General features: G+C 45.0%; 22 protein-coding genes. 9 read left to right on the top strand and 13 right to left on the bottom strand.

Annotation, left to right across the window (positions count from 1 at the left end):
• The first annotated feature begins 120 nt into the window (after positions 1-120).
• Complete coding sequence (locus tag Pcarn_RS06200; protein WP_261835513.1) at positions 121-1,176, top strand: DUF1254 domain-containing protein; 1,056 nt, start codon at positions 121-123, stop codon at positions 1,174-1,176.
• Between the two features lie 163 nt (positions 1,177-1,339).
• The gene (locus Pcarn_RS06195; RefSeq protein WP_261835512.1) at positions 1,340-1,690 is read left to right on the top strand and encodes a rhodanese-like domain-containing protein; all 351 of its coding nucleotides are present in this window, start codon (positions 1,340-1,342) and stop codon (positions 1,688-1,690) included.
• A gap of 34 nt (positions 1,691-1,724) precedes the next feature.
• Here the strand turns inward: Pcarn_RS06195 and Pcarn_RS06190 are convergent, their stop codons facing one another.
• The 4 genes from Pcarn_RS06190 to Pcarn_RS06175 form a co-directional block, all read right to left on the bottom strand.
• Positions 1,725-2,795, bottom strand: a complete 1,071-nt coding sequence (locus tag Pcarn_RS06190) for an AarF/UbiB family protein (RefSeq protein ID WP_261835511.1) — start codon at positions 2,793-2,795, stop codon at positions 1,725-1,727.
• 134 nt (positions 2,796-2,929) lie between these two features.
• On the bottom strand, positions 2,930-4,627 hold the full coding sequence (locus Pcarn_RS06185) for a protein adenylyltransferase SelO (protein WP_261835510.1): 1,698 nt from the start codon (positions 4,625-4,627) through the stop codon (positions 2,930-2,932).
• 216 nt (positions 4,628-4,843) lie between these two features.
• Complete coding sequence (locus Pcarn_RS06180; RefSeq protein WP_261835509.1) at positions 4,844-5,713, bottom strand: PhzF family phenazine biosynthesis protein; 870 nt, start codon at positions 5,711-5,713, stop codon at positions 4,844-4,846.
• A gap of 174 nt (positions 5,714-5,887) precedes the next feature.
• Positions 5,888-6,202, bottom strand: a complete 315-nt coding sequence (locus Pcarn_RS06175) for a hypothetical protein (protein WP_261835508.1) — start codon at positions 6,200-6,202, stop codon at positions 5,888-5,890.
• A gap of 327 nt (positions 6,203-6,529) precedes the next feature.
• Here Pcarn_RS06175 and Pcarn_RS06170 point away from each other — a divergent pair, with 327 nt between their 5' ends.
• The gene (locus Pcarn_RS06170; protein ID WP_261835507.1) at positions 6,530-6,880 is read left to right on the top strand and encodes a hypothetical protein; all 351 of its coding nucleotides are present in this window, start codon (positions 6,530-6,532) and stop codon (positions 6,878-6,880) included.
• Between the two features lie 203 nt (positions 6,881-7,083).
• Entirely contained in the window at positions 7,084-7,623 is a 540-nt protein-coding gene (locus Pcarn_RS06165; protein WP_261835506.1) for a hypothetical protein, read from the top strand.
• Positions 7,624-7,672: 49 nt separating this feature from the next.
• On the opposite strand, the gene Pcarn_RS06160 is transcribed toward Pcarn_RS06165, so the two are convergent.
• The 3 genes from Pcarn_RS06160 to Pcarn_RS06150 all read right to left on the bottom strand — a co-directional run bounded on the left by Pcarn_RS06160 (position 7,673) and on the right by Pcarn_RS06150 (position 10,515).
• Complete coding sequence (locus tag Pcarn_RS06160; RefSeq protein WP_261835505.1) at positions 7,673-8,659, bottom strand: VOC family protein; 987 nt, start codon at positions 8,657-8,659, stop codon at positions 7,673-7,675.
• A gap of 98 nt (positions 8,660-8,757) precedes the next feature.
• Positions 8,758-9,798 (bottom strand): DUF1214 domain-containing protein, encoded by a 1,041-nt coding sequence (locus tag Pcarn_RS06155; protein ID WP_261835504.1) that lies wholly within the window; start codon positions 9,796-9,798, stop codon positions 8,758-8,760.
• 171 nt (positions 9,799-9,969) lie between these two features.
• Positions 9,970-10,515, bottom strand: a complete 546-nt coding sequence (locus Pcarn_RS06150; RefSeq protein WP_261835503.1) for an SH3 domain-containing protein — start codon at positions 10,513-10,515, stop codon at positions 9,970-9,972.
• A 370-nt stretch (positions 10,516-10,885) separates the two neighbouring features.
• Between Pcarn_RS06150 and Pcarn_RS06145 the strand changes: the two genes are divergently transcribed.
• Together Pcarn_RS06145 and Pcarn_RS06140 are read left to right on the top strand one after the other, a co-directional pair.
• Positions 10,886-13,489: a YadA-like family protein gene (locus Pcarn_RS06145; RefSeq protein ID WP_261835502.1), complete on the top strand. Its 2,604-nt coding sequence runs from the start codon at positions 10,886-10,888 to the stop codon at positions 13,487-13,489.
• Between the two features lie 956 nt (positions 13,490-14,445).
• The gene (locus Pcarn_RS06140; RefSeq protein WP_261835501.1) at positions 14,446-15,930 is read left to right on the top strand and encodes a dihydrolipoyl dehydrogenase family protein; all 1,485 of its coding nucleotides are present in this window, start codon (positions 14,446-14,448) and stop codon (positions 15,928-15,930) included.
• Between the two features lie 106 nt (positions 15,931-16,036).
• On the opposite strand, the gene Pcarn_RS06135 is transcribed toward Pcarn_RS06140, so the two are convergent.
• The 4 genes from Pcarn_RS06135 to rmuC form a co-directional block, all read right to left on the bottom strand.
• Positions 16,037-16,282, bottom strand: a complete 246-nt coding sequence (locus Pcarn_RS06135; protein WP_261835500.1) for a Rho-binding antiterminator — start codon at positions 16,280-16,282, stop codon at positions 16,037-16,039.
• A 56-nt stretch (positions 16,283-16,338) separates the two neighbouring features.
• Positions 16,339-16,677: a GFA family protein gene (locus tag Pcarn_RS06130; protein ID WP_261835499.1), complete on the bottom strand. Its 339-nt coding sequence runs from the start codon at positions 16,675-16,677 to the stop codon at positions 16,339-16,341.
• 153 nt (positions 16,678-16,830) lie between these two features.
• Entirely contained in the window at positions 16,831-17,343 is a 513-nt protein-coding gene (ssb, locus tag Pcarn_RS06125; RefSeq protein WP_261835498.1) for a single-stranded DNA-binding protein, read from the bottom strand.
• A 23-nt stretch (positions 17,344-17,366) separates the two neighbouring features.
• Positions 17,367-18,980 carry a DNA recombination protein RmuC gene (gene rmuC / locus Pcarn_RS06120; RefSeq protein ID WP_261835497.1) on the bottom strand — a complete coding sequence of 538 codons (1,614 nt, stop codon included), beginning with the start codon at positions 18,978-18,980 and terminating at the stop codon, positions 17,367-17,369.
• A gap of 81 nt (positions 18,981-19,061) precedes the next feature.
• On the opposite strand from rmuC, the gene Pcarn_RS06115 reads away from it, so the two are divergent.
• Positions 19,062-20,063 (top strand): helix-turn-helix transcriptional regulator, encoded by a 1,002-nt coding sequence (locus Pcarn_RS06115; protein WP_261835496.1) that lies wholly within the window; start codon positions 19,062-19,064, stop codon positions 20,061-20,063.
• Between the two features lie 35 nt (positions 20,064-20,098).
• Here Pcarn_RS06115 and Pcarn_RS06110 read toward each other — a convergent pair whose 3' ends face one another.
• The gene (locus Pcarn_RS06110) at positions 20,099-21,139 is read right to left on the bottom strand and encodes a potassium channel family protein (RefSeq protein ID WP_261835495.1); all 1,041 of its coding nucleotides are present in this window, start codon (positions 21,137-21,139) and stop codon (positions 20,099-20,101) included.
• A 131-nt stretch (positions 21,140-21,270) separates the two neighbouring features.
• Positions 21,271-21,732, bottom strand: a complete 462-nt coding sequence (locus tag Pcarn_RS06105) for an AAA family ATPase (protein WP_261835494.1) — start codon at positions 21,730-21,732, stop codon at positions 21,271-21,273.
• Positions 21,733-21,900: 168 nt separating this feature from the next.
• Between Pcarn_RS06105 and Pcarn_RS06100 the strand changes: the two genes are divergently transcribed.
• Together Pcarn_RS06100 and Pcarn_RS06095 are read left to right on the top strand one after the other, a co-directional pair.
• Positions 21,901-22,344, top strand: coding sequence for a dCMP deaminase family protein (locus tag Pcarn_RS06100; RefSeq protein ID WP_261835493.1), 444 nt, complete (start codon positions 21,901-21,903; stop codon positions 22,342-22,344).
• A gap of 193 nt (positions 22,345-22,537) precedes the next feature.
• Entirely contained in the window at positions 22,538-23,500 is a 963-nt protein-coding gene (locus tag Pcarn_RS06095; protein ID WP_261835492.1) for a hypothetical protein, read from the top strand.

The raw sequence follows: 23,500 nt of genomic DNA, 5'->3' as shown, positions 1-23,500 counted from the left end.
GATGCATAACTCCTATCAGGATTAGTAAATAGGATAGATATCACCCTGTTGCTAGTATCTTTCATTAGATGGCATGCACACCTATTGCATGCAGATAATTTATGACTCTAGGAGCATTTGATGAAGAAGTTAGCACTTGTTGTAGCACTTGGTTTGAACATGGCAGCACTACCTGTAATGGCAGAAGAGGTTTCAACAGAAGCGGAGTTTTTCAGCAAGGATGGCGCTATTACTACGGCAGAGAACTACCCAATTTTCGAGAGCTCTCGCCAGATCCTAAAGAACCAAGATCTAGCGGGTATCAATAAACTGCTTCATAAGCGTGAACTGACACCAACGGATCAGCAGCCTGTTGTTCGTATGAACCGTGACACTTACTACTCATTTGCAGTAGTAGATGTATCTAAAGGCGCAAGCATCACACTTCCAGAGATCCCTGAAGGCAAATACATATCTATGCAGGTGGTTACCGAAGATCACCGCATTCAAGCTATGCAGTATGGCTCAGGCACCTTTGATTTGAGCACCCACACAGGTGAACACATCTACATCGTAGTGCGTCTAGATGCGACCTTCTCTAAAGAAGAAGCACGCAAGATCCAAGATCAAATGCACATCGATGCTAACTCAAACAACAAATTCAGCGCTGAGCAAGTTGACCAAGCATCATTCGTGAAAGTTGAGAAAGAACTTAAAGCGCAGATGCCGACCATACTAAAACGCGATGGCGCAACGGCGCTAACCGGCATGTTCACTGATCCGAACGATGAGTCTAAAGAGCTATTTACAGAAGAAAAATATGCTGTAGGTGCGGCCATCGGTTGGGGCGGCGCGCAGATGCAAGACAACATCTATGAAGTATCAGGCAACTACCCTGCTGATACCTGTCACCAAGCAACCTTTGAAGATCCTAAGAACCAAGCGTTCTGGTCTATCACCGTGTATGACAAAGCAGGTTTCATGTTTAACGATGTTGCGAACGTGAGCTCAAACACCGCTGACAAGAATGCTGATGGCACCTATACCGTAAGCTTTGGCTGTGGTGAAGGTGCGCCGAACAACATCGAAACCGCGAATAAGTCAGGCGTATTTAACCTAGGTATCCGTCACTATATGCCAAGCCAATTGGTAAAAGACGGCTTCCGAGTATTGCCAACGGTTAAGCCAGTAAAATAACCAAAAGGCCAGATTAGTAAATTGAGTCCCCTCCACCTTGGTGGAGGGGATTTTTATTATTTGAGCTACCTATACTGGTAAGCAATCTATTTAGCGATTTAAGAGGTAAAATACAAAGAAGCAAAACTCTTTTTTGACGGCTTCATGGGAAAGGAAACACAAGATGAAAAAGTGGCTCTCAACAGCATTACTCACGGCTTCTTTTATAGCTATGCCAGCGCTGGCAACTGAGCGGGCAGATATTGGCTGGGAGTGGATTGAACAGGGAGCCATGCTGGTGGATGTACGCACGGTTCAAGAGTTTGACGCTGGCCATCTCGACAATGCGCACAATTTTCCACTTTCTGATCTCGATAGACACTTCGCCAATATCGACAAAGATACACAGATTGTCCTCTACTGCCGAAGCGGCAACCGTTCTGGTCAGGCCTACCAATATCTAAGGTCAAAAGGTTTTAATAATCTGCACAATGCAGGTGGATTAGTTGAAATGCAGCAGGCCAGAAACCCATGATACAAACTAAATAATCTGGGCTTGGAAGCCGTTCCTAGAGCTGGAATTTGATGGCTTGCTTTCGCTTAACTTGATAATCATTCAAAAGTTCTGCCTGACTTTTTCCTTGGTTTTGATAAAACAGCGAGCCACTTTGCAATAAGAAGTCATAATTTTGCTCAAGCATATTCAGCACAAAGTCCACCCTCTTGATTGTCGTTCGGGTGCAGCTCTGGCCATCCAAGTCATCCTCAATATCCAGTACATGTGAGCGAAACATCTCAGATTTAAACAGAGACATTAGTTTGTTTTCTGAGACTAAAGCCTGCTCATATTTATCTATCACGGCATTCATATGTAAGATGACTTTTGTTTTCCCACCACTGGTCTGTAGCCATTCTCTTTTTTGTTGAAACATATCAAGAGCCTGCTCTTTCACCATTTTAAAGATCGAAAGAGCCTCTTCTTCTGATAAGTCATTTTCCAATAACCAACCAGACAAAAAGCGAGTCTCAAAACGCTCGCACGCATCAAACAAGGAGTCAGCTATGCCATTGCTGTTAAACTCGCTAGTGGAGTTAAAAGGATACATATAACCAAAATCAAACAGCATGAGCTGTTCATCTCGGTCCACCAGAAGATTGCCTGCACACAAATCCCATTCAAATAGCCCGATTCGCTCACAGGCCAATAGTGTTGTAAACAACTGCTTTAATAGGTCTTGGTTTAAGGCCTTAATATGAGAGCCTTCTATCCACTCGGATACGATAATGCCTAAGCGATAGTCAGCGTAGATAGTCTTAACGATATGTCTAAAGTCGGGATTGTGTTCAACAGCTTTGAAATCAGCACGTCTTTGAACTTCATTGAGGAAAGAGTATTGTCCATCTGGATTTTGCACCTTAGCCTGCGGGCGTCTTTTCTTTAGTGTGTAATCACGGCCTTCAACACGAATATGAAACACCTCAGCCGTAAGACCGCTATCAAAAGACTCAATCACATAGTCCGACTCTGCTGTAGTTAGAGCCAGTTGTTCTGGTGACAATGGGCATTCGTCGATGTTTCCGACAACCAGCGACTCACCACTTAAGTCAAATTTTTGCTGCTGTAACTGGCGTTCATTCATTGCATGCTCCCTGCTGACAATCTATCCATTGATTACTTTATCAGCAGGATTGCCTATCACCTCCCCCCAAAGCTTTTTATCTATGGCTGAGAGTTGGGGCGCAGAAAAGCGATTAGAACATCCCTATCAGCTATTTACGATGAGCAGCTGTAATGAGAAACGCCACCAGCAGAGAAGTACTCCAGAGGTCTTAAGCGATAATATTTCTCTTCAACCTGTTTAGATTGCTCGTCATAAGGGCTTGCTAAGATCTGTTGCAGTTCATGGATAAGAGAAAAGTCACCCTTCTGAGCTTGCTCATAGGCAGGAACAATCAGCCACTCTCGCCAAGTATACTTAGGGTTTACCTGTTTCATTTGACGCGAGAGCTCGGCCATATCCACACTAGGATTTAGTCGCTCTCTCCAAGTGCTTAGCCATTGCGTCCACTCCTGAACTAGCTCCTCGCTAGGCTTCGCATAGAAGCTCGCGCTGATATCTGATACCGCTTTTGGCATGTTTGACAGCTCACGAAAGAACAAGGTGTAGTCAACATGGGTTTTCATCATCAAGCCTAAAAGCTGATTAAACAGATCAACATCTAGTGTCTCTAATCCCAGTTTATCGGCCCACATCTTATTGGACTTCTCTCTCACGACTGAAGAGAACCCCTCAACTAGGTTATCTAGCTTTGCTTGAGCTTTTTCATCTAATAGCGGCTTTAGGGCGCCACAGAAAGTCTCATAGTTCTTCTCAGCCGCTAGGGGTTGATTGAAGAAAGAGAAATGGCGTCCACCGCCGGTCCAAGGTTGAAAGTAAGGATCAAAATATTCGCAAAAACCGAACGGACCATAATCGAGCGTAATACCTCCAGCGCCGCAGTTGTCGCTATTGAAATTGCCTTGGCAATATCCGACGCGAAGCCATTCTGTTACCAACGTAGTTAAGCGACCTCGAAACTCTTTAGCGAGAGCGAGCAGCTTATCTGGAAGTGGCAACTCTGCATCTATTTGCTCGCTGTATTCGCGCTCGATAATATGCAGCGCCATCATCTCGAGCTCTGACATCGCATTTGGATGCTCATTGACCCGAGCTCTTCGGCTAAACAACTCCAACTGACCTACGCGTAAGAATGAGGGAGCAACACGCGTTGTAATGGCGACTGGGTTGGCAACCATGATATCTGGATTTTCTGACTGAGAACCTTCACTGTACCAAGGACGATCTACCGTCTCTGATTGAGATGCAAACAGGCTTAAAGAGCGTGAAGTCTCCACACCCAAAGCGTGCATATACTCTTGCGCCAGAAACTCACGAACACTTGAGCGCAGCACCGCCCTGCCATCTGCTCCTCGGCAATAGGGTGTAGGGCCTGCACCTTTGAGTTGCATTTCCCATCTTTTATTGTGAAAAACGCCTTCAAAGACAGAGATGGCTCGCCCATCGCCATAACCGTTGCCGGTCTGGAAAGGACATTGCTGGATATATTCAGTGCCGAAGATTGAGAGTGCATAGCCTGTAGCCCACCCAACATTGCGCATTGGTTCTGGCAGATTAGTCATGTCACCAGAGAACAGGCGCCCGAATTCAGGAGTGTGCGCTAAGCTATCGTCCAGTCCCAACTCTTTGAAGAACCCATGGCTATGGCTGACATAAATAGCATCCGCAATTGGCGTCGGCTTTACAGGCACATAATGGCCGGAGAACACTTGCCGAGGAAAATGGTCCATGCCATCTGAGGTTGCTTCTGGATCTGGATTGAGGTTATCCATTAGAGAGTAATCCGACACCTTCGCAAGATCATCAAGATTAAAAATACTGATTTGGGCTGCCCCAATCTCCTGTTTACTCATCGTGTGGTACTCCATGTAATGCACTCGAACCAAGAACTATCGGCAATGATACGTCTGTATCACTGAAAAGACATCATCTGTTTGATGAATAATTATCAACGATAATTCCCACCCGCGACGGTTTCCACTAACTCATCAGCGGAAACAAGAAAGCGCGCCACTGTAACAGCAAACGCGCCCTCCTCGTTATGGCCTAAACAAGCATAGGAACTGATGTTATAGCGAGATTTCTTGTACCCCTACCAACTTGGCGAAACCGCCAACACTTACCTTGCTGATCTCATCCTCGGTCACTTCTATGGAAGCGGTGATTTCTGAGGTGCATCCCATGGCTCTTCCTTGTTCAAATACCAAATTCTGCTCGCTAGCTGCTAGTCCGTATTTGATCAGGTAAGAAGCAAGAGCGCCACTGGCACTGCCAGTTGCAGACTCTTCTGGTATGCCGAACAAAGGTGCAAAATTACGACAGTTTGCCGAAACTAAAGAGTCAGACTCGCACAACTCGAACGCATGAATACCAACCAAATCGCGTTCCTTGCAGAACTGACTGAGTCGAGTGTTGTTTATCTGCAGGTTATCTAGGTACCCCTTAGTAATTGGCACTATGATGTCTGGAAGACCAGTAGATACCACCTCGATAGGTAGCTCGGTAGAATCTAATAACTCGCAAGAAATACCAATCAAAGGTGATATCTCCTTACTTGATAACACGCCTAAGTATTCTGGCAGTTTCTGCTGCATTACGATTCGACCGCCTGGCTCGACGGTAACTGCAAGCAACCCTGCCTTAGTTCTTTGGGTGTACTCTCCTGGTGTAATGAGTCCTCGCTCAAGCATTACCGAAAATGCTACCAAGGTAGCATGACCACAAAAGTCGACTTCATCTGTCGTAGTAAAAAACGACACCTCAAAGTCAGCAACATGGTCTTCGCAAACAAATGCTGTTTCCGAGAAACCTACCAACTTTGCTACTTGTAGTTTCTGTTGGTCAGATAAGGTTTCAGCTCCCAGAACCACCCCAGCAGGATTGCCCCCAGTTCCTTGCTTAGTAAATGAGTTCACCAGCAAGGCTTCTACTTTGATCAAGGTTTTACTCTCCCTATTGCACCGTGATTTAGATTGGATTTCACTTTTTTGCTATCAAATTAAATACAAGATAAGGGATCCTAGCTCAACTACCAATTACGCAAGTATTGTTTTACTTCTGATGGAGGCGCAACTGGACTCGATGTCGCTCCTCGCATAGCCGGAAGCATCAAATTAGAATTTGGATTCCATAAAAATCTCTTTGGCATCTTCTATTCTGGCCTTGGTGTGGCTCTGCTCTCCATGAAGGCCAATTATGTACCGCTTACCCTCTTTCTCAACCAGCGCCATAGTGCCAATCTTTGCTTCTGTGGAGAGCGGTACCTGAGCTTGACTCACTCCCGAGTTGATAAATTCTGCAGCCACAGGGCACGCTCGCGAGCCCACATTCGGACTGCTTGATGCGACCAGATGGGATGGATACTCCCAAATAAAGGCATTGGTCAAGGTGAGATGGGAGATCAGAAATGCAGTTGTGGAGAGTGACATATAAACAGTACCGAAAAGAAACCAATGCTTAAGACTGTAACCAAGGCTGTCATTTCTCCTGTAACCATCTAGTGCCAACACAGGCAACCATCTCTAATCCATCTAACCCAATTCCCCGTACAAACTCAGTGTTAGGTTTAAACTGAATCGCTTAGAGCGACGGAAAGATAAACACTAAATACACACACATTTTCTGACTTACGAAGAATCCAAAAAGGATTCAGGCTTTCTCTAAGCCAGTCACGAGATATATTTCGGGCACAAGGAACTCTATATCGGCAGAGAATGTGATCCAATCATCGAGAGAAAAGCTATATAGGTGAAACAATGAAAACTCTATCTACTCTACTGATAACATCTCTGTTCGTTGCCCCCGCTGTATTTGCGAAGGATATCAACGCAAACCCAATGGCCAATCCCCAAAATGCATACTCTTGCAGTGACCATGAAGAAAAACGTGGTGGCTACACTTGGGAAGATCCGAGTGAGAAAACAGGTGGCTGCTTTGCGCTGATCAATCCTACCGAGAATTCAGCAAACGGCTATCAATGGGACGACCCAAGTGAAAGATCCGGCGGTGGTGGTTACGATTGGGATGATCCGAGCGAACGCTCTGGTGGTGGCGGATACGACTGGGATGACCCTAGCGAACGTTCTGGCGGTAGTGGTTTTGTATAAAGGGACTGCTAATCACTGGGTACCTAACCCGATTTATTGAAGAGTGCGTCATTTGACTCACTCTTTTTTTGTTTGACTCTTATTCAATCTGCCCATCCTCTGGGCTCTCTGATGACGCTTGAGAGAAGAGAAGCACCTACCGAGCTGAACTATAATTTACTGTGATATCTACACTGTTTGCTGAAAAATATGAGGGTATTTCTATGAAATTTAGTTCCCCCCTTGTGACAGCGCTGACACTCGCTATCGCATATAGCTTTAACGGATATGCTGCCGACAACCAACAAGGTCTATTAGAAGAAGCGCTTAGTGCCGCTCCTCCGACGTTAAGAGATAAAGTCACTGTTTTAGATTGGGAGCAGAATGTATTGCAAAAAGGGACTGGCCAATACACCTGTTTTCCAACCCCACCACATATGACAGGCGTTGCGCCAATGTGTATGGACGGTCCTTGGATGGAATGGGCAAAAGCTTGGACAAGTAAAGAGCCGTTCCAAGCCAAAGCCATCGGCATTTCCTACATGCTAGCTGGTGATGGTGGCGCCAGTAACATAAACCCATATGACACAGAGGAAACCGACGACAACCAGTGGATTGTTGAAGGGCCTCACTTGATGATCATTACGCCAGACGCTGCTCTGTTAGAGTCACTACCGACCGCCCCTAGCCAAGGCGGGCCTTATGTTATGTGGAAAGGAACGCCCTACGCACACATAATGGTGCCAATTGGTGAGAGAAAATAGTCACACCGAAAAGTTAAAAAGGGAAAGTCAGTAGCTTTCCCTTCCTTCATCACCACCAAAACAACATATACACCGAGAGCAACAGCCAAGTGCCTATAATCAGCCAGTAGATAATGGGATTGTGTTTTCGCTGCACAGGTTCGAAGAAGTGTGTCGACGCAGTGTAGATATCCGGTATAACCCAACTCAGAAATAGAGCGCCCCATATCCAGTTCATCTCTGTAATTACAGCTACAACGACAAGGCATAGCCCTAAGATCGCTCTCCATTTGGGTTTTGATTTGCGACTCAAAGAGTCTTGTGTCTCAGGCTCGACTAGATAGAAAGCCGCCCCCTGATTGTCATAAGCCAGAACCGCTCTTCGATCCCCCATTGGCTGATCACCGACTAGCTCACCTCCCATCTCTTGTATCCGTACTGTCGCTTTGTCCAAGCTATCAACCAGGAAATAGACACCCCAATACTCTTTATCACCCTTTATTTCATTTGGAGTGACTTGAATACCCGCAATCGGCTTATCTTGGCTAAACACCTGATATCGTTCATTTTCATCGGATGCCTCTATACGCCAATCAAACACCTTTTCATAAAAGTCCTTAATCAGAGTTAAGTCAGATACGTGAAGTTCATTCCACACCTGAGTACCATGAATCAAACTCGCATTTTTAGGAGAGAAAGCATCGCCTTGATAGCAGGTAAAACCCGCACCTGACGGGTCTCTGATCAGCGCTACCTGGCCCCCTCCCGATGCACTTGTCGGCCTTACCTCAACCTTAGCGCCATGTTGTTCAGCAAGTCCGACCGTCTGCTCGAGATCAGAAACTTGGATATAAGACATCCAAAATGGCGGCATGCCTATATTCTGAAATTTCTCTGGCATGGTATAGAGACCAGAAACTGGGATTTTGCTCGCCTCACAGCTCAGATATCCCTCGCCTAAGTCTTGATAGCTCCAGCCTAACAGGTTGCGGTAAAAGTCCTGCGCCGAGTCCAAATCAAAGGTCGATAAGTCTGTCCAGACAAAGCTATTTTGCATCGCGTGTTCCCATTCCTTGGTCATTGCTAATAAATGTAGAACATTAAAAAGCCCCGCTACCTAAGTAACGGGGCTTAATACAAGTTTGATGTTTTAAATTAAGACTTGATACCAGCGATAATTGGGTCCTCACTTGCATCCATCACCTTTTGATTTACACCATAATGACGAGTGGTAAAGGTGAAATCTTGGCCTTTAGTATCGATATTATTCTTCGCATCATCACCACAGTTAAATGATACCGTAATGGTGCCGTCCGAATTCTTCTCCCAAGTGTGAGAGTTGATGTTGCGCACGCCCTCCATCAGATACTTGTCTGCATCATAAGCGGTGATAGACGTGAAGAACTTATTCTCAGGGTCTGCAAAGGTAGTGGTATAACACACATCAGCTTTCATTTTTGGGCTGTTCGAGTATTTGTTACCAACAAACGCCTCAGGACTAGCACCGCCCCAACCCGCTGCGTTTTCCAAGTTCCACTGATGAAGATCCGTTACCGCATCAGAGGTGCGTGGGAAGGTATAAGTAAACTTAGACATATTGTTTACTTCAGTGGTGTATTTCTTCACCCACTGCTCTACTTCAGCGTAATCATAAGGATGCACCTTATAATCTGTCGCAAAATTGAAATCACTTACGTCAACTTTATCCAGTTGAGCGACCGCATTCTCGATGCCGTTTTCAGTGCCTGAACGATAGATAAGGAAGGCGTATTCTGACTCAACTGGTAGCTTATACTCGCCGTCTTCAACAACATAATGCTGACCATGACCACGCTCAGTCACTACCTGAACGGCCATATAGTTATTGGTTTCTGGAATAGAGAAAGTGATCTCTCCATTAACGGACTTAACGATAGCAACACCGTATAGAGTGTCATCGTTCATCTGTACCGTTGGTGCTGCTTTACCACGTGGTGGTAGGCCTTGCATCTTAACAAACTGCTGAGTTGCACCCTTGCTTGACCAGTTGCGGAAATTACGAGCCGTTTCCGCATGAGTGAAGTTCTGTTCGGTTACTTCTAGTGTCTCTGTTTGCTGAGTAGCTGCTTGTTGCTTTGTATCCTCAGATTGAAATGCAGAACATGCCATTAGTGAACCTGTAGCCAGTGCCAACGCTGTCAGTTTTAGTGCTTTCATACGACCTCATTTGATTAGACGGAAAGTCCTTTTCCTATTTTTAAACAATAGGTTACTCGCGAGTTTCATTTGAAAATCTATTTTCTTCTCGCCAGCAACGTAAAGATAAGCCGTCAACTAACTTTCATCCAATGACATTTAATCATTAAGAATTATTCGCTTATCGAATAATTACTTTAAGGTCTTTAAATACGCACTATGCACCCAAGCTCGCTTACCGGACTTCTCTATCAGTGTCCATCTGCCCTGAGTCATTTTGACAGGGAGTTGGGTTCCTTTATTCAGTTGAAAAAGGATTTTAGACTGGCTATTCGGCTCAAGGCGCGCATTCAATCTAAGTGCCGTAACCTCAACACGACGTTCATTCATGTAGCTAGATCGAGTCTGATATTTTGGCGATGCTTGAACGCTAGAATTTCCTTGGGTAGCAAATATCGCGCCGATGATCAGAGCCGCAATCAAAAGAATAGATAGGCCTGCTGCCATCTCCTGACGTTGATCAAAACTGCCCATACTCGATGCTCGTACCTTAGCCATATCAAACTTGTTTGAAACCAAGCTCAAAATATAGAGGCAACAGTTGAATGCCAACTTCAGCAACTCAAAAGCAATCGCAAACGCCATTGCAATCACCTTGAAGAAGAGCATCACACCAAAGAAGATAAACAATCCCCCCAGTATGCTTTCAATCAAACCCGCTTCATCTTCTTCACACATATTTACTTATCATTACTTTTGATAGCGACAAGATAACGTATAGAAGCGACAAAAGTTGGCCCTTTTGCGCCAAGCCTGAAAAACAAGTTATTCCTCGACTACAGCTATTCCTAGAACACGCCTACTAATCGAATCTATGAGAGTTCATCTTTTCCTTCATACAAAATAAACACGACAACCAGTGCACTAACTGTTCATCTTTTCGGAGGCTTATTGCTGTTTAAATTGCCCCAAATAAGGGGGGTACACCGCTAGCCGGGCTGAATGTTTAGTTTCAGCAAAGGAATTACTCCCTCTCTATTCACTTAAATGTGTTCGAGCCAGGAATCGATGGTTAAAACACTAGTTCGAATTGGTGGAAAATAATTCAATGAATAAACTAACTCTAATTGCAACTGCCGTTGCTACTACGCTTTCTGCTGGGGCAATGGCCGCAACTACACCCCAACACGTTGATGGTTCAAGCATCTCACAACTGGATGGCATCAATGGCGTTGGTAAAGTAATGACACCAGATGGCAACCGCGCAATCTTCTCAATGGATGGCAAGCAAGCAACTGCTGGTACATTCTCTACCAACAACCAAAATAAAGTTAGCCATCTGCACACAAGTGGAAATGCGCAACTAGACAACATTCGCGCGTCTATGGCACAGGCTGACGCGCAAGCCGAGGTTGATAAGAAACAAGATGACTTAATCTCTCATGTTCGAGCAAAGCAACATGCAGAAATGACTGCGGCTCATGCAAAGATTCAAGATAACTCAAATGCAATCACTCAAACTCTTGCTGTTGCTCAAGACAGCCAAGTTACCGCTAATGATGCAAAATCCATCGCCATGCGTGCAGAGTCGTCAACAAAGTCAAACGCAGATGAAATCTCAGCCGTATCAACTAGATTGAATACTGAGAAAGGTGAGCGCGCTAAAATTCAGCAAACTCTAAAACAAGTTGAGAGCGTCGTGGGCGCTAGCACCGCCAAAATACAAGAAAACTCTGATCGCATTGATGCGAACGAGCAGACAATCGCGACTACTCAAGACCAAGTTCGTTCGCTGCAAGGCGAAGCCACAAAAATGAAAGCTCAACGCGATACCAATACGCATATCGCTTCAACAGCAATGGCAACCGCCAATGAGAACAGCCAAAAAGTAGCAACTAACTTTAAGGCTATCGCAACTACCCAAGGCCAAGTTCGTTCATTGCAAGGCGAAGCAACAAAAGCGAAAACTCAACGCGACACAAATACACATATCGCTTCAACAGCAATGGCAACCGCCAATGAGAACAGCCAAAAAGTAGCAACTAACTTTAAGGCTATCGCAACTACCCAAGGCCAAGTTCGTTCATTGCAAGGCGAAGCAGCAAAAGCGAAAACTCAACGCGACACAAATACACATATCGCCTCAACAGCAATGGCAACCGCCAATGAGAACAGCCAAAAAGTAGCAACTAACTTTAAGGCTATCGCAACTACCCAAGGCCAAGTTCGTTCATTGCAAGGCGAAGCAACAAAAGCGAAAACTCAACGCGACACAAATACACATATCGCTTCAACAGCAATGGCAACCGCCAATGAGAACAGCCAAAAAGTAGCAACTAACTTTAAGGCTATCGCAACTACCCAAGGCCAAGTTCGTTCATTGCAAGGCGAAGCAGCAAAAGCGAAAACTCAACGCGACACAAATACACATATCGCCTCAACAGCAATGGCAACCGCCAATGAGAACAGCCAAAAAGTAGCAACTAACTTTAAGGCTATCGCAACTACCCAAGGCCAAGTTCGTTCATTGCAAGGCGAAGCAACAAAAGCGAAAACTCAACGCGACACAAATACACATATCGCTTCAACAGCAATGGCAACCGCCAATGAGAACAGCCAAAAAGTAGCAACTAACTTTAAGGCTATCGCAACTACCCAAGGCCAAGTTCGTTCATTGCAAGGCGAAGCAGCAAAAGCGAAAACTCAACGCGACACAAATACACATATCGCCTCAACAGCAATGGCAACCGCCAATGAGAACAGCCAAAAAGTAGCAACTAACTTTAAGGCTATCGCAACTACCCAAGGCCAAGTTCGTTCATTGCAAGGCGAAGCAACAAAAGCGAAAACTCAACGCGACACAAATACACATATCGCTTCAACAGCAATGGCAACCGCCAATGAGAACAGCCAAAAAGTAGCAACTAACTTTAAGGCTATCGCAACTACCCAAGGCCAAGTTCGTTCATTGCAAGGCGAAGCAGCAAAAGCGAAAACTCAACGCGACACAAATACACATATCGCCTCAACAGCAATGGCAACCGCCAATGAGAACAGCCAAAAAGTAGCAACTAACTTTAAGGCTATCGCAACTACCCAAGGCCAAGTTCGTTCATTGCAAGGCGAAGCAACAAAAGCGAAAACTCAACGCGACACAAATACACATATCGCTTCAACAGCAATGGCAACCGCCAATGAGAACAGCCAAAAAGTAGCAACTAACTTTAAGGCTATCGCAACTACCCAAGGCCAAGTTCGTGCCAATCGTGAGCAAGTGGTTCAAACTCAAAAGGTTGTATCTGCGAATAACGTTCAAATTCACCACAATTCAGACCAGATTGCTCACAATAGCAAAACCATCACTGAGAATCACAATGCTATTCAATCTAATAATCACAAGATTGGTCAAAACAGCCAAGATATCGCTCAAAACAGCCAAGATATTAAAGATCTTCGCAAAGCATTCGAGCATCAAGCAGAAGTAATGGACGGCGCTATGGCGCAAGGTATTGCAACTAGCTCGCTAGTTATGCCGTACAACGTTGGTAAGATCTCTACGACTGTGGCTCTTGGTCACTCTGGTAGTGCTGATGCTATCGCGGGTGGTCTTGGTATGCGCTTCACTGAAAACTTCACGGCTCGCGCTAACGTTGCCTATGACACAGGTTCAGAAAACGTATCTGTAGGTGCTGGTGTAGGATACGAATGGTAGGCCGAATTCTCGGTTCAATTATGGCGTTCGCAAGTATGATACTTGCGTTCGCCCAAGCCTCTGAATTTCATTATGAATATACCGTGAGTGGAGATCGTGAGCTTCTGAGTTTCTGTGCTGGTTACTGCTTGCTCGGACTCTCATGCATCATGATATGCGTCCTCATTAATCTAGATTAGCTAGAAAGCAATTTCTTAGTTTCAAGATTAGAGAACGCTCACTCTAAAGTTCAAAAGTTTTGACGCCTTTGTCATCCGCCAAGAGTTCCCTTACTGACTTTGGCGTCAATCTCCCACTTTCCTTCTACTACTATCAAGCCGAGTAAAACCTATGCTTGGTAGCTTTCCTAATTTAAGAAAATAGTCCATGAATAAACTGATCATTTGTGCCCTAGTACTTACCAGCCTCAGCGCTTTTGCAAGCGACACGGGCAATTGTCGTGATGCTCAGAATGACACCCATCCTGTGTTTCACTTTAAAAATCACAAGCAAAGCACGCCAACTCATGTAAATCCATCAGTAAGCAGAGGTTCGAAATAGTGCGGGCGGTAGTAGTGATTACGCTGATTGGTTTGCTTAGTGCTTGCGCAGCAAATCCAGCAACCTCACATGCCGTCGCAGCCCATCCGGCAAGTATTCTTGGTGGCTAAGTATAATTGCTGCATACCCCACTCAACATCTAAGCTCGAGGAGGGTTTCTACTGGTAATACCCATCTCCCAAAACTTCTTCCGACTTATACACTGGCTTCAAATGAGTCTATCCAGTTCAGCTCATAGCTTCGCGGTCTGGTTCCTTCCCCTAATAAACAAAACCTTGCTCACCTGATAGGCAAGTTAAGTGTTTTCTACCCTATCCCATATGAAATAAATACAGACACGTGCCATGCTGATTAATCAGAGGTTGGAGTTTGTCTCTCGTAGACAAATATCACTTTAAACACATGGCAGTGCATACATGAAAAACAATAACTGGACAAAACCCAAGAAGTTCGACCGAAACATGATTGTTATTGGTGCTGGTGCCGGAGGTCTTGTGACCAGTTATATCGCGGCAGCGGTTAAGGCAAAAGTAACCTTGATTGAAGCAGGCGAGATGGGAGGTGATTGTCTGAACTATGGCTGTGTACCCAGCAAAGCGATAATTAAAAGTGCCAATATGGCGAATTCAATAAAGAATGCCCATCACTATGGTTTAGAAGACTCCACTCCACAGTTCTCTTTCAAAAAAGTGATGCAGAGAGTGCATGATGTTGTTGCTGAGGTCGCACCTCATGACAGTGTTGAGCGCTACACAAATCTCGGTGTTGAAGTGCTTAAAGGATATGGCAAGTTGCTTGACCCTTGGACTGTCGAAATTGCATATGAAGATGGTACAACAAGCAAACTTACCACTCGCAGTATCGTAATTGCCACCGGAGCACGTCCGTTTGTGCCCCCATTGCCTGGTATCGAAAAGTCTGGCTACGTGACTAGTGATACGCTCTGGTTTGAGTTCGCAAAACTTGATGAGGCACCAAAAAATTTGGTGGTTCTAGGTGGCGGGCCAATAGGCTGTGAGTTGGCTCAGTCTTTTTCACGACTAGGCTCTAACGTTACCCAGATTGAAATGGCCGAAAGGATCATGATACGTGAAGACGTTGAGGTTTCAGAATTTGCTACACAGGCATTAAAAAATAGTGGGGTCCATATTTTAACTTCTCATCAAGCGCTTCGATGTGAGCTAAGAGAAGATAAGAAATTCATCATTGTGAAGCATCATGAACAAGAGATTGAGATAGAGTACGACCAATTATTGTGTGCTGTGGGGCGCAGTGCTCGCCTTGAAGGATATGGACTAGAGGAGCTGGGTATTGAAACCAATCGCACTATCATTACTAACGAATACTTAGAAACAATTCATCCAAATATCTATGCGGCTGGCGATATAGTTGGCCCTTACCAATTTACGCACGTTGCAGCTCATCAAGGCTGGTATGCTGCCGTGAACGCTCTATTCGGTAATTTTAAGAGGTTCAAGGTGGATTATAGAGTAATCCCATGGACAACGTTCATTGAGCCAGAGGTAGCGCGAGTCGGTATCAACGAGCGCGAAGCACAAGAAAAAGGTCTCGATTACGAAGTGACTCGATTTGAGTTTAAAGAACTTGATAGAGCGATAACAGATAGCTCTACTGAAGGGTTCATTAAAGTCATTACTCCCAAAGGTAAAGATAAAATCTTGGGTGTTAGTATAGTCTCCCAACAGGCGGGCGACCTAATAGCGGAATTCGTGCTTGCTATGAAACATAATCTAGGTCTAAACAAGATACTGGGAACGATACACAGTTACCCTACATGGGCTGAGGGTAACAAGTACGCAGCTGGAGAGTGGAAGCGTAACCATGCACCGCAGACCGTATTGAAACTGTTAGAAAAATATCACTCATGGAAACGCGGTTAACCAGACAACCTAATATAAATTTTCGGCTACAACAGTTTCTTTCGTCCTAAAGAGCAAACACAACTCGACCCGAGAGTCTCGCAGGGAACAGGTCAAGGTTGCGTGTTTACTCGAAAGATACAAAACCTACATGAGGATTATCTACCGTCACAATTAACGTAGAGATATCATCCAAAACCACTAACATTTCACCGCTATCGGTCATTAGTTTCAACGACTCATCGCCTCGCTGATTTCTTGCTGTATCGAACGCGCTCCCGGTGACGACAGAACCGGACTTGAGTTTTAGTTTAATGGGATAACGATACAAACAAATAAGCTCAATGTAATCGTATTGGCTGCAACTGATCATAATAACGTCTAGTCCCTACTTAGCTGTGATCTCATGTATTAGGTTTGTCATATGAATTAGTACGCTGCACCATTGATCTTACGAACTGGAATACCACAAAGCACTTCACTTTCCGCCATTCTCATATTTACAGCCAAGATATTTTCAGAGCATTTCTGCGTTGTTATGTAGTGGGTCAGACAACCGCATAAGTTGCAACGATGAAACTCTACTTCTTTGTCACCCCAGCAATAGAAAGCTGTTTTCTCATTCATGTTAATTTGAACTTGCTCTGGAGAAAAATATGCCCAAGCTGCGGCATAACGACGACAAATCGAACAGTTACACTCACCCACTTCTTCTGGGATAGAACTTATTTCTATGCGAATGTTGCCACAGTGACACTTCAATTCCATTTGATAATTCTCTGTATTGGCTCAAGGCCGCGCTAAATTGTGGACAACACGAACGATCCACTTAAACCACAAGGTCATAACTTGAGCGTAAAAGTTTACAGAAGTTGCACCGCCACTCACTGTAAACTTTACAAACGCTATCTAAGTTAATGATTAGAAAGGGATATCATCATAATCATCTGGGCTTGGTTGATAAGGCTGACTTCCACCTTGCTGGTTTTGATTACCACCAAATTGATTTCCGCCTGACTGTTGCTGGCCACCGCCTTGATACGTGCCACCCGACTGCGAGCCACCCAGCTGAGCACCATCGCCACGCCCACCAAGAAGTTGCATAGTGCCGTTAAACCCTTGTACTACGATCTCTGTGGTAATGCGCTCTTGACCGCTTTTGTCTTGCCACTTTCGAGTTTGCAATTGTCCTTCAATATAGACCTGAGAGCCTTTCTTTAGATAGTTGCCAGCAACCTCAGCTAGGCGTCCCATGACTGAAACGCGGTGCCACTCGGTTTTCTCTCGTTGCTGACCGCTTGCCTTGTCTTGCCAGGCCTCAGACGTTGCCACTGTGAAGTTTGCCACCGCATTGCCGTTTGCGAAGTGGCGAAGCTCAGGATCGTTACCTAGATTTCCGAGCAAAATAACTTTGTTTACGCCTCGTGATGCCATAATCCTACCCTCTGTTCCCTAAATTATAAGTTTATACCCTGTGGGATCGATTGCTGTGTCGACTCGATCTCCGGATTAGAAATTACCTCAAGCTCAAGATTGGCTTTCTCTACCATCTCTTGTGGTAGCTCGCGATTTACCGCAACGCCTAGCTCTTTGAATTCAGAAGCCTGCTTAATAAGGTTCCCTTTACCTGTATAAAGCTGACCTAATGCTCTGTCGTAGGTTTCTTTGGCCTTATCAAGCTGCTTGCCCACGCCTTCCATGCCGCCAAGGAAGGTGTTTAGCTTGCTATAAAACTTCTCGGCGCGACTTGCCAGCTCTTGGGTATGTTTGTTCTGCTCTTCAAAGCGCCATAGCTGTCTAACGATATTAAGGCTAGTGAGCAAAGTAGTCGGCGTAGCAACCAAGATGTTTTTCTCAAGTGCTGACTGGAACAAGTTGCTGTCGTATTTCAGTGCTTCCACATAGGCCGATTCAACCGGAATAAACATGATGACGACCTCAGGTGAGTTAATACCTGGCAGTCGGCTGTATTCCTTGCTTGCAAGCTCGTTGATACGATCGCGCACCGCATCCGCGTGTTGCTTCAAAGCATAATCACGCTCGGCTGAGTCTTCCGAGTTTACATAGCGGGTGTAAGCGTTAAGCGAAGTCTTGGCATCGATAACTAGGTGTTTATTTTGAGGAAGATAAACGATGGCATCGGGACGCAAACGCCCTTCCTCAGTGTTGATGCTTACCTCACGCTTGTAGTCCATACCTAAGCGCAAACCAGAGTTATCCAGCACGTTCTCAAGCATCAGCTCACCCCAGTTGCCTTGCACTTTCTTCTCGCCTTTCAATGCGGTAGTCAGTTTCGAGGCTTGATCAGTGATCTCTTGATTAAGCTTTTGCAGGTGTTGGAGCTCGGTACGCAGTTGAACCCTTTGTTCAGATTCCTTGCTATGAATGTCTTCGACTTTGGTTTTAAAGCCCTTAAGCTCCTGATGAATCGGGTTTAGGATGCTCTGCATGCTCTCGCTATTCATCTGTTTAAAGGCCTGGCCTTTACGCTCCAAGATCTCGCTGGCTAAGCGCTCGAACTCTTTACTCAGCTCTTGCTTGCTCTCTCTTAGAAGCGCAATTTGCTCATCGAAGTGTTGCTGCTTAGTTGCTAGTTCGGTCTGCAGTTTGCCTACAGAGTGCTGTGAACGCGCTAGATTCTCATTGCAGTTTTTAAGATCTAGCGTTAAACCTTCAACGCGTTCAAGCTCAGCTGACAACTCTTCGCTTTTCGACATCAAGCTGGCATTGGCTGCACTCTCGCGGCTCTTCGCTTGTAGCAGAAACTCTTGAAGTTGATTAAGGCGAAGCTCTAAAGAATTAGACTTTTCTTTATGCTCAGAAGCTGACTTTCTTGCTTCATTAAGCTCAGTCTGATTTTGTGCAAAACGCATCTGCAGCGCAATGTGTTGCTTTTGCTCTTCGTCTAGGGCTATCTCAGCTTGCTCAAACGCGGAGGCTAGATTCTCTTTCTCCGTTTGCAGACGCTCAAGTTCTAGTTCGCAACGCACAGTCTTGCGATACGCCAACCAATAACTCAAACCAGAACAAAATGCGATTGCTAAGCCAAATGCCACATAAATGGTATTCATCACTTTTCCTTTTACCCAACTTACCTCTATATTATGCCTAAGTTAGAGACAAAAAGTGTCCCTTGTTTGGAGTTTTTAGAGATGTCGAAGAATTTTGAGCGATTTCAGTTGGTATTGCAGAACATTCCTTGTGCACCTGACCACATTACCAGCAGTGAACTGCGCGAAATCCTGCTAAACAAAGACCTGCTGAATCCAGAACTGGATGAAAAAAGCCAGCTCAAAACAGTGCAGCGGGTGATCAGCAAGGTCGCATCTGACTACCATTCTGTTGAACTTGATACCTCCAAACGCCCTCACCAGATACGCATCGCTTCTGGCCACCAGCACCCGATAAACCCAGCCGCCATGAGTAGCGTTTTGTCTCTGCAAATTATCGAGCATGAAGTGCTAAAGATGCTGCCACCAAACATGCGTAAGACGGTTTCTAATCTGATAAGTACAGCAAACTCAGAGCAAGACAAGCGTGTATCCCTGTGGAAAGAGCGCTTTTATTACGCACCTATTGAGCTCCAGTTAACGACCCCAGAGTTTGAAGAGGCATATATTGAGGTTATCGAGAACGCCATACTCGAGAAACGCACCCTCAACATGACCTACCAGAAACGAGGCAATGCAGAGCCTGAGGAGTACGTTGTGGATCCGCTCGGTTTAATGCTCCATGGCAACAGCTTCTACTTAGTGGCATCTAAAGGCGATGACAATTATCGCACCTTTGCAATTCATCGTATTAAAGCGCTTAAGCCTAGCTTTACCTCTACCAAGCCAGTAAAAGAGTTCAACACCAAGAACCATATTGAAGCAAATACACCCCACTTCTCCGGTGGCGATTGGATTGAGGTAGAACTAAAAATCCACAACCACAACGGAATGCATCTAATCGAAGAAACCATGCTGTCAGAAGAGCAAGAGATCATCGCTAAAGATGATACTCACACTATAGTAAAAGCAAGGGTACGAGAGAGCCTAGGCTTCGAATGGTGGCTGATGAAAAATGCCAATATAGTGCAAATCATCAAGCCAGAAAGGATCAGAAAAACGCTAAAAGAAAATCTACGCTCAGCATTACAGCTATATAGTTAATGCCCTTTGTTTTTGGCTTGCAAGATTAAGAACATTTAGCTGGGCCAATTATCAAACTCTACCCTTTCATCGGCTATGTAAAACAGTGTCTCACCGCTCTCTATCTGTGTAGAGAGCTTTTGGTTGATGTTCACTTCTCCACTACGGTTTCGGCTGCCAATAATGGTTGCCTCATAGTTCTGCTTGAAATCTAGAAACACCTTTTCCAGCGTAAAACTCGGGGTCCCCTCAGGCACAGTAATACTGTATTGGGTTTGGCCCTTGTGCGCTGAGACCAGCTCACTGTGGACAAAGCTACTGCCAAAGTCGATAACGGACTTAGCGAGCAGTTCAGTTGATAGGTTTGAGATGCATTCAGCGTTCGGGCAGTGGTCTGAGAGGATTTTACATTTCACATCGTCGATAAAGTGAGCCACCAAATGCGCGTCTGGGTTCAGCCTAGATATGAATAAAGAGATGGTTAGGGTCATTTCATCGGTATCGGTATCTACAACGAGGCAAGAAGCTTTTTCAATACCGGCTCGGCTCAAATCTTCTTCTTCAGTAAAGCCATGAGCATTGATGAACTCTACATCATCACCGAGGGGGTTCTGTTTTTCTGTCACACTCACCAAAACGATCTCACGCTGCTTCTCTTCTCGCTTTAGCATCTGCACTAGGTGTGGGGTTCGATCGCGGTTGTACCCGATGATGACGATATGATTGCTATGATTCACGTTGTGTTTTCCTTTGAATTGGCGAAACCAGAGTGTAGAGAACCCACTGATCACCTTACCTATGATGACACCAAATAGGCCAAGGGATAATGGAATTACGAAGAATGCGGTAAACATGCGACCGCTAGCGGTGCTAGGTGACATATCACCATAGCCAACGGTCGAACCGGTAACCGCTAGAAAATAGATAAAATCGACCAGTTTATCGGTAAGTGCATGTTCGCCAGTCAATCGATAGCCAAAATAAACGAAAGCGGAGTAGCAGAGAATCAACAGTAAGGCGTTGGTTCTGGCCAATATTAGGGTGTATTTAGAGAGATACCTATCCCACCATTCAAGGAGTTTCTCTTTTAAGGTCACTATAAAGCCTGCGTATATTTTGTTATCTCATTGTAAAGATACATAAATTTTCACAAGTTGGCTTAATCAAAACGGTAAAAAGAGAAACAGATTGGTTTAGCTAGTCATCATGCTCGGAGTGAATATCAAGGTTAGCAATTGTCTTGATGCCAAGAATCTGGGATGGGCTGCCATTTATTTCGCATTTTTTCTATGGTTGAACGGGGTACGCCATGCACGGAATCAAACGCCCCGTCACACTCAAGGTAAAACACCTTCAACCCTAACTTCTTCGCCATCTGTCTGTAGGGTTTGATTTCCCATAGCTTTACCGAGGTATTAGACACCACAACCGACTGGTTATTCTTGAGAGACTCCCTAGCCTTGTTCTGACACCAAGAATGCGCATCTTTGATTTTGTCTGGTTCAAACTGGTACTCACCCTGCTCATTTTCAAAGAACATGTCGGCTTCTAGGTGTTGTAGAGAAAAACGCTTAGCTAACTCCCGCGCTAAAGTGGATTTTCCACTTCCAGGCAAACCCCTGATCAATAGCAGGTAGGGTTTGGTCTGCATTTCTGCAAACTCAATAAATTGAGGACGTTGCATGGACATAGATATGAGCGCTTTATTGGGATTGGCTAGTGTATTCAAATTTTTGACTTAAAAACAGCTTACACTTTGAGGCTAAGTTTAGATCTGTATTTTGAGTTTAAAACTCAATAGACTAGAGATATCAATGGATACAGACTTGTAGAGTCTATGGAATAAGAGGACAACTGCATGGTCAACAAATGGGCCAAACGTTTTTATCAAATGGCTGAACTTGTGGGTTCTTGGAGTAAAGACCCGTCAACGCAAGTAGGCGCCGTCATTACCAAAAAGAATCGCATCGTTTCAGTAGGCTTTAACGGCTACCCTCACGGTATTTCCGACAGTGCTGATACCGACGAGCGCGATATGAAATACTTGAAAACCCTGCATGCGGAAGAGAACGCTATCCTATTTGCCAAGCGCGATCTTGATGAGTGTGAAATCTGGGTTACTCACTTCCCTTGCCCAAACTGCGCAGCCAAGATCATTCAAACTGGTATCAAGGCCGTTCACTGCCCCGCACAGGATGAAGATTTCTTGTCTCGCTGGGGAGAAAAAATCCAGGTTAGCCAAGATATGTTTGAGCAAGCCGGCGTCGAAGTAGATTGGATGCCTGTTGAAGAACTGAACTAACTGTTCATATATTCGCCTTGCTTGTTAAGACAACAAGGCGAACCATTCACCACACAAATAGAAACAAACCCTCATATTCAGAAACATCGCAAACGATTAATCAGTTAAATATGTGTTTTTAATCACATTTTTGTTCAAACGGTTTATAATCAACGGTATGCTTACCCGTTTTCTCAAACCTTTGGATTTCTGAATGGAACTCAAACGCTTTACCACCACTGCTGCCCTTATCGGCGCATCCATCTCAGCACCTAGCTACGCGACTTCATTTGAACTGCCTATCTGGAAATCAGAGGCAGAAGAGCGAGGCTATATACTTCCCAAAGCGTTTGGTATTAGCGTTGGATACATGCACGTTGAGCAAGGTATTAATGTTAATTCGATTGACCTGCAAGGGCTGAAAACCAACTTAGGAAACCCGGGAACACCTGGCTTTCCAGGCTTCGGTTGTAATCCGATCACCGGTGATTGTCTGATCCCACCTATCCCGGGTATTCCCGCGGATATCCCAATCAACTCCATTGACGTTGATACCATAGGTGGTTATCAAGAGAGTGATGTTTGGACAGTGCGTGCAGATATGTGGCTGTTCCCATTCCTCAACTTCTACGCTATCGCGGGTAAGATCAAAGGCTATTCTGAAACTGACATCAAAGTGAACGTCAATTTCGGCAATGACCGCACTCTTACTACACCGCAACTTCCTTTCCGTCTGGACCTTGATGGCAACATGTATGGTGGTGGTATGGTATTGGCCGGCGGTTATAAAGAGTGGTTTACCATAGTAGATGCGAGCTATACCAAAACCAACCTTACTGTTATTGATGGTGGTATCGATTCTATTGTAATTACCCCACGTGTTGGCTACGACTTTACTAATCATGGTCATCCGGTTCGCCTTTGGGTAGGTGGTCAATACCAGAATATCCAACAAACCCTGAAAGGTAACGTAAGTGATCTGTTTGGGGCTGCCGTAGCCGCCGCCATCTCAGAAGATGGTAAGGATGCGCGTTTCGTCGTTGAACAAGAGCTTGCATCAGAATGGAACACAGTTGTTGGCTTCAACTACGTCATCAACCCAACATTCAACATCATTGGCGAGTTCGGTTTTGGAGACCGTCAGAGCGCCTTTATCTCCTTGGATACCCGCTTCTAA

Source organism: Vibrio ishigakensis, assembly GCF_024347675.1.
In the GTDB taxonomy this organism is placed as follows: domain Bacteria; phylum Pseudomonadota; class Gammaproteobacteria; order Enterobacterales; family Vibrionaceae; genus Vibrio; species Vibrio ishigakensis.
This window is presented reverse-complemented; position numbering and strand designations above follow the sequence as displayed.

Excerpts from the sequence above, each read along its gene's own strand:
- Pcarn_RS06200 (WP_261835513.1), top strand. The coding sequence starts at position 121 with ATGAAGAAGTTAGCACTTGTTGTAGCACTTGGTTTGAACATGGCAGCA.
- Pcarn_RS06195 (WP_261835512.1), top strand. The coding sequence starts at position 1,340 with ATGAAAAAGTGGCTCTCAACAGCATTACTCACGGCTTCTTTTATAGCT.
- Pcarn_RS06190 (WP_261835511.1), bottom strand. The coding sequence starts at position 2,795 with ATGAATGAACGCCAGTTACAGCAGCAAAAATTTGACTTAAGTGGTGAG.
- Pcarn_RS06185 (WP_261835510.1), bottom strand. The coding sequence starts at position 4,627 with ATGAGTAAACAGGAGATTGGGGCAGCCCAAATCAGTATTTTTAATCTT.
- Pcarn_RS06175 (WP_261835508.1), bottom strand. The coding sequence starts at position 6,202 with ATGTCACTCTCCACAACTGCATTTCTGATCTCCCATCTCACCTTGACC.
- Pcarn_RS06170 (WP_261835507.1), top strand. The coding sequence starts at position 6,530 with ATGAAAACTCTATCTACTCTACTGATAACATCTCTGTTCGTTGCCCCC.
- Pcarn_RS06165 (WP_261835506.1), top strand. The coding sequence starts at position 7,084 with ATGAAATTTAGTTCCCCCCTTGTGACAGCGCTGACACTCGCTATCGCA.
- Pcarn_RS06160 (WP_261835505.1), bottom strand. The coding sequence starts at position 8,659 with ATGCAAAATAGCTTTGTCTGGACAGACTTATCGACCTTTGATTTGGAC.
- Pcarn_RS06155 (WP_261835504.1), bottom strand. The coding sequence starts at position 9,798 with ATGAAAGCACTAAAACTGACAGCGTTGGCACTGGCTACAGGTTCACTA.
- Pcarn_RS06150 (WP_261835503.1), bottom strand. The coding sequence starts at position 10,515 with ATGTGTGAAGAAGATGAAGCGGGTTTGATTGAAAGCATACTGGGGGGA.
- Pcarn_RS06145 (WP_261835502.1), top strand. The coding sequence starts at position 10,886 with ATGAATAAACTAACTCTAATTGCAACTGCCGTTGCTACTACGCTTTCT.
- Pcarn_RS06140 (WP_261835501.1), top strand. The coding sequence starts at position 14,446 with ATGAAAAACAATAACTGGACAAAACCCAAGAAGTTCGACCGAAACATG.
- Pcarn_RS06135 (WP_261835500.1), bottom strand. The coding sequence starts at position 16,282 with ATGATCAGTTGCAGCCAATACGATTACATTGAGCTTATTTGTTTGTAT.
- Pcarn_RS06130 (WP_261835499.1), bottom strand. The coding sequence starts at position 16,677 with ATGGAATTGAAGTGTCACTGTGGCAACATTCGCATAGAAATAAGTTCT.
- ssb (WP_261835498.1), bottom strand. The coding sequence starts at position 17,343 with ATGGCATCACGAGGCGTAAACAAAGTTATTTTGCTCGGAAATCTAGGT.
- rmuC (WP_261835497.1), bottom strand. The coding sequence starts at position 18,980 with ATGAATACCATTTATGTGGCATTTGGCTTAGCAATCGCATTTTGTTCT.
- Pcarn_RS06115 (WP_261835496.1), top strand. The coding sequence starts at position 19,062 with ATGTCGAAGAATTTTGAGCGATTTCAGTTGGTATTGCAGAACATTCCT.
- Pcarn_RS06105 (WP_261835494.1), bottom strand. The coding sequence starts at position 21,732 with ATGTCCATGCAACGTCCTCAATTTATTGAGTTTGCAGAAATGCAGACC.
- Pcarn_RS06100 (WP_261835493.1), top strand. The coding sequence starts at position 21,901 with ATGGTCAACAAATGGGCCAAACGTTTTTATCAAATGGCTGAACTTGTG.
- Pcarn_RS06095 (WP_261835492.1), top strand. The coding sequence starts at position 22,538 with ATGGAACTCAAACGCTTTACCACCACTGCTGCCCTTATCGGCGCATCC.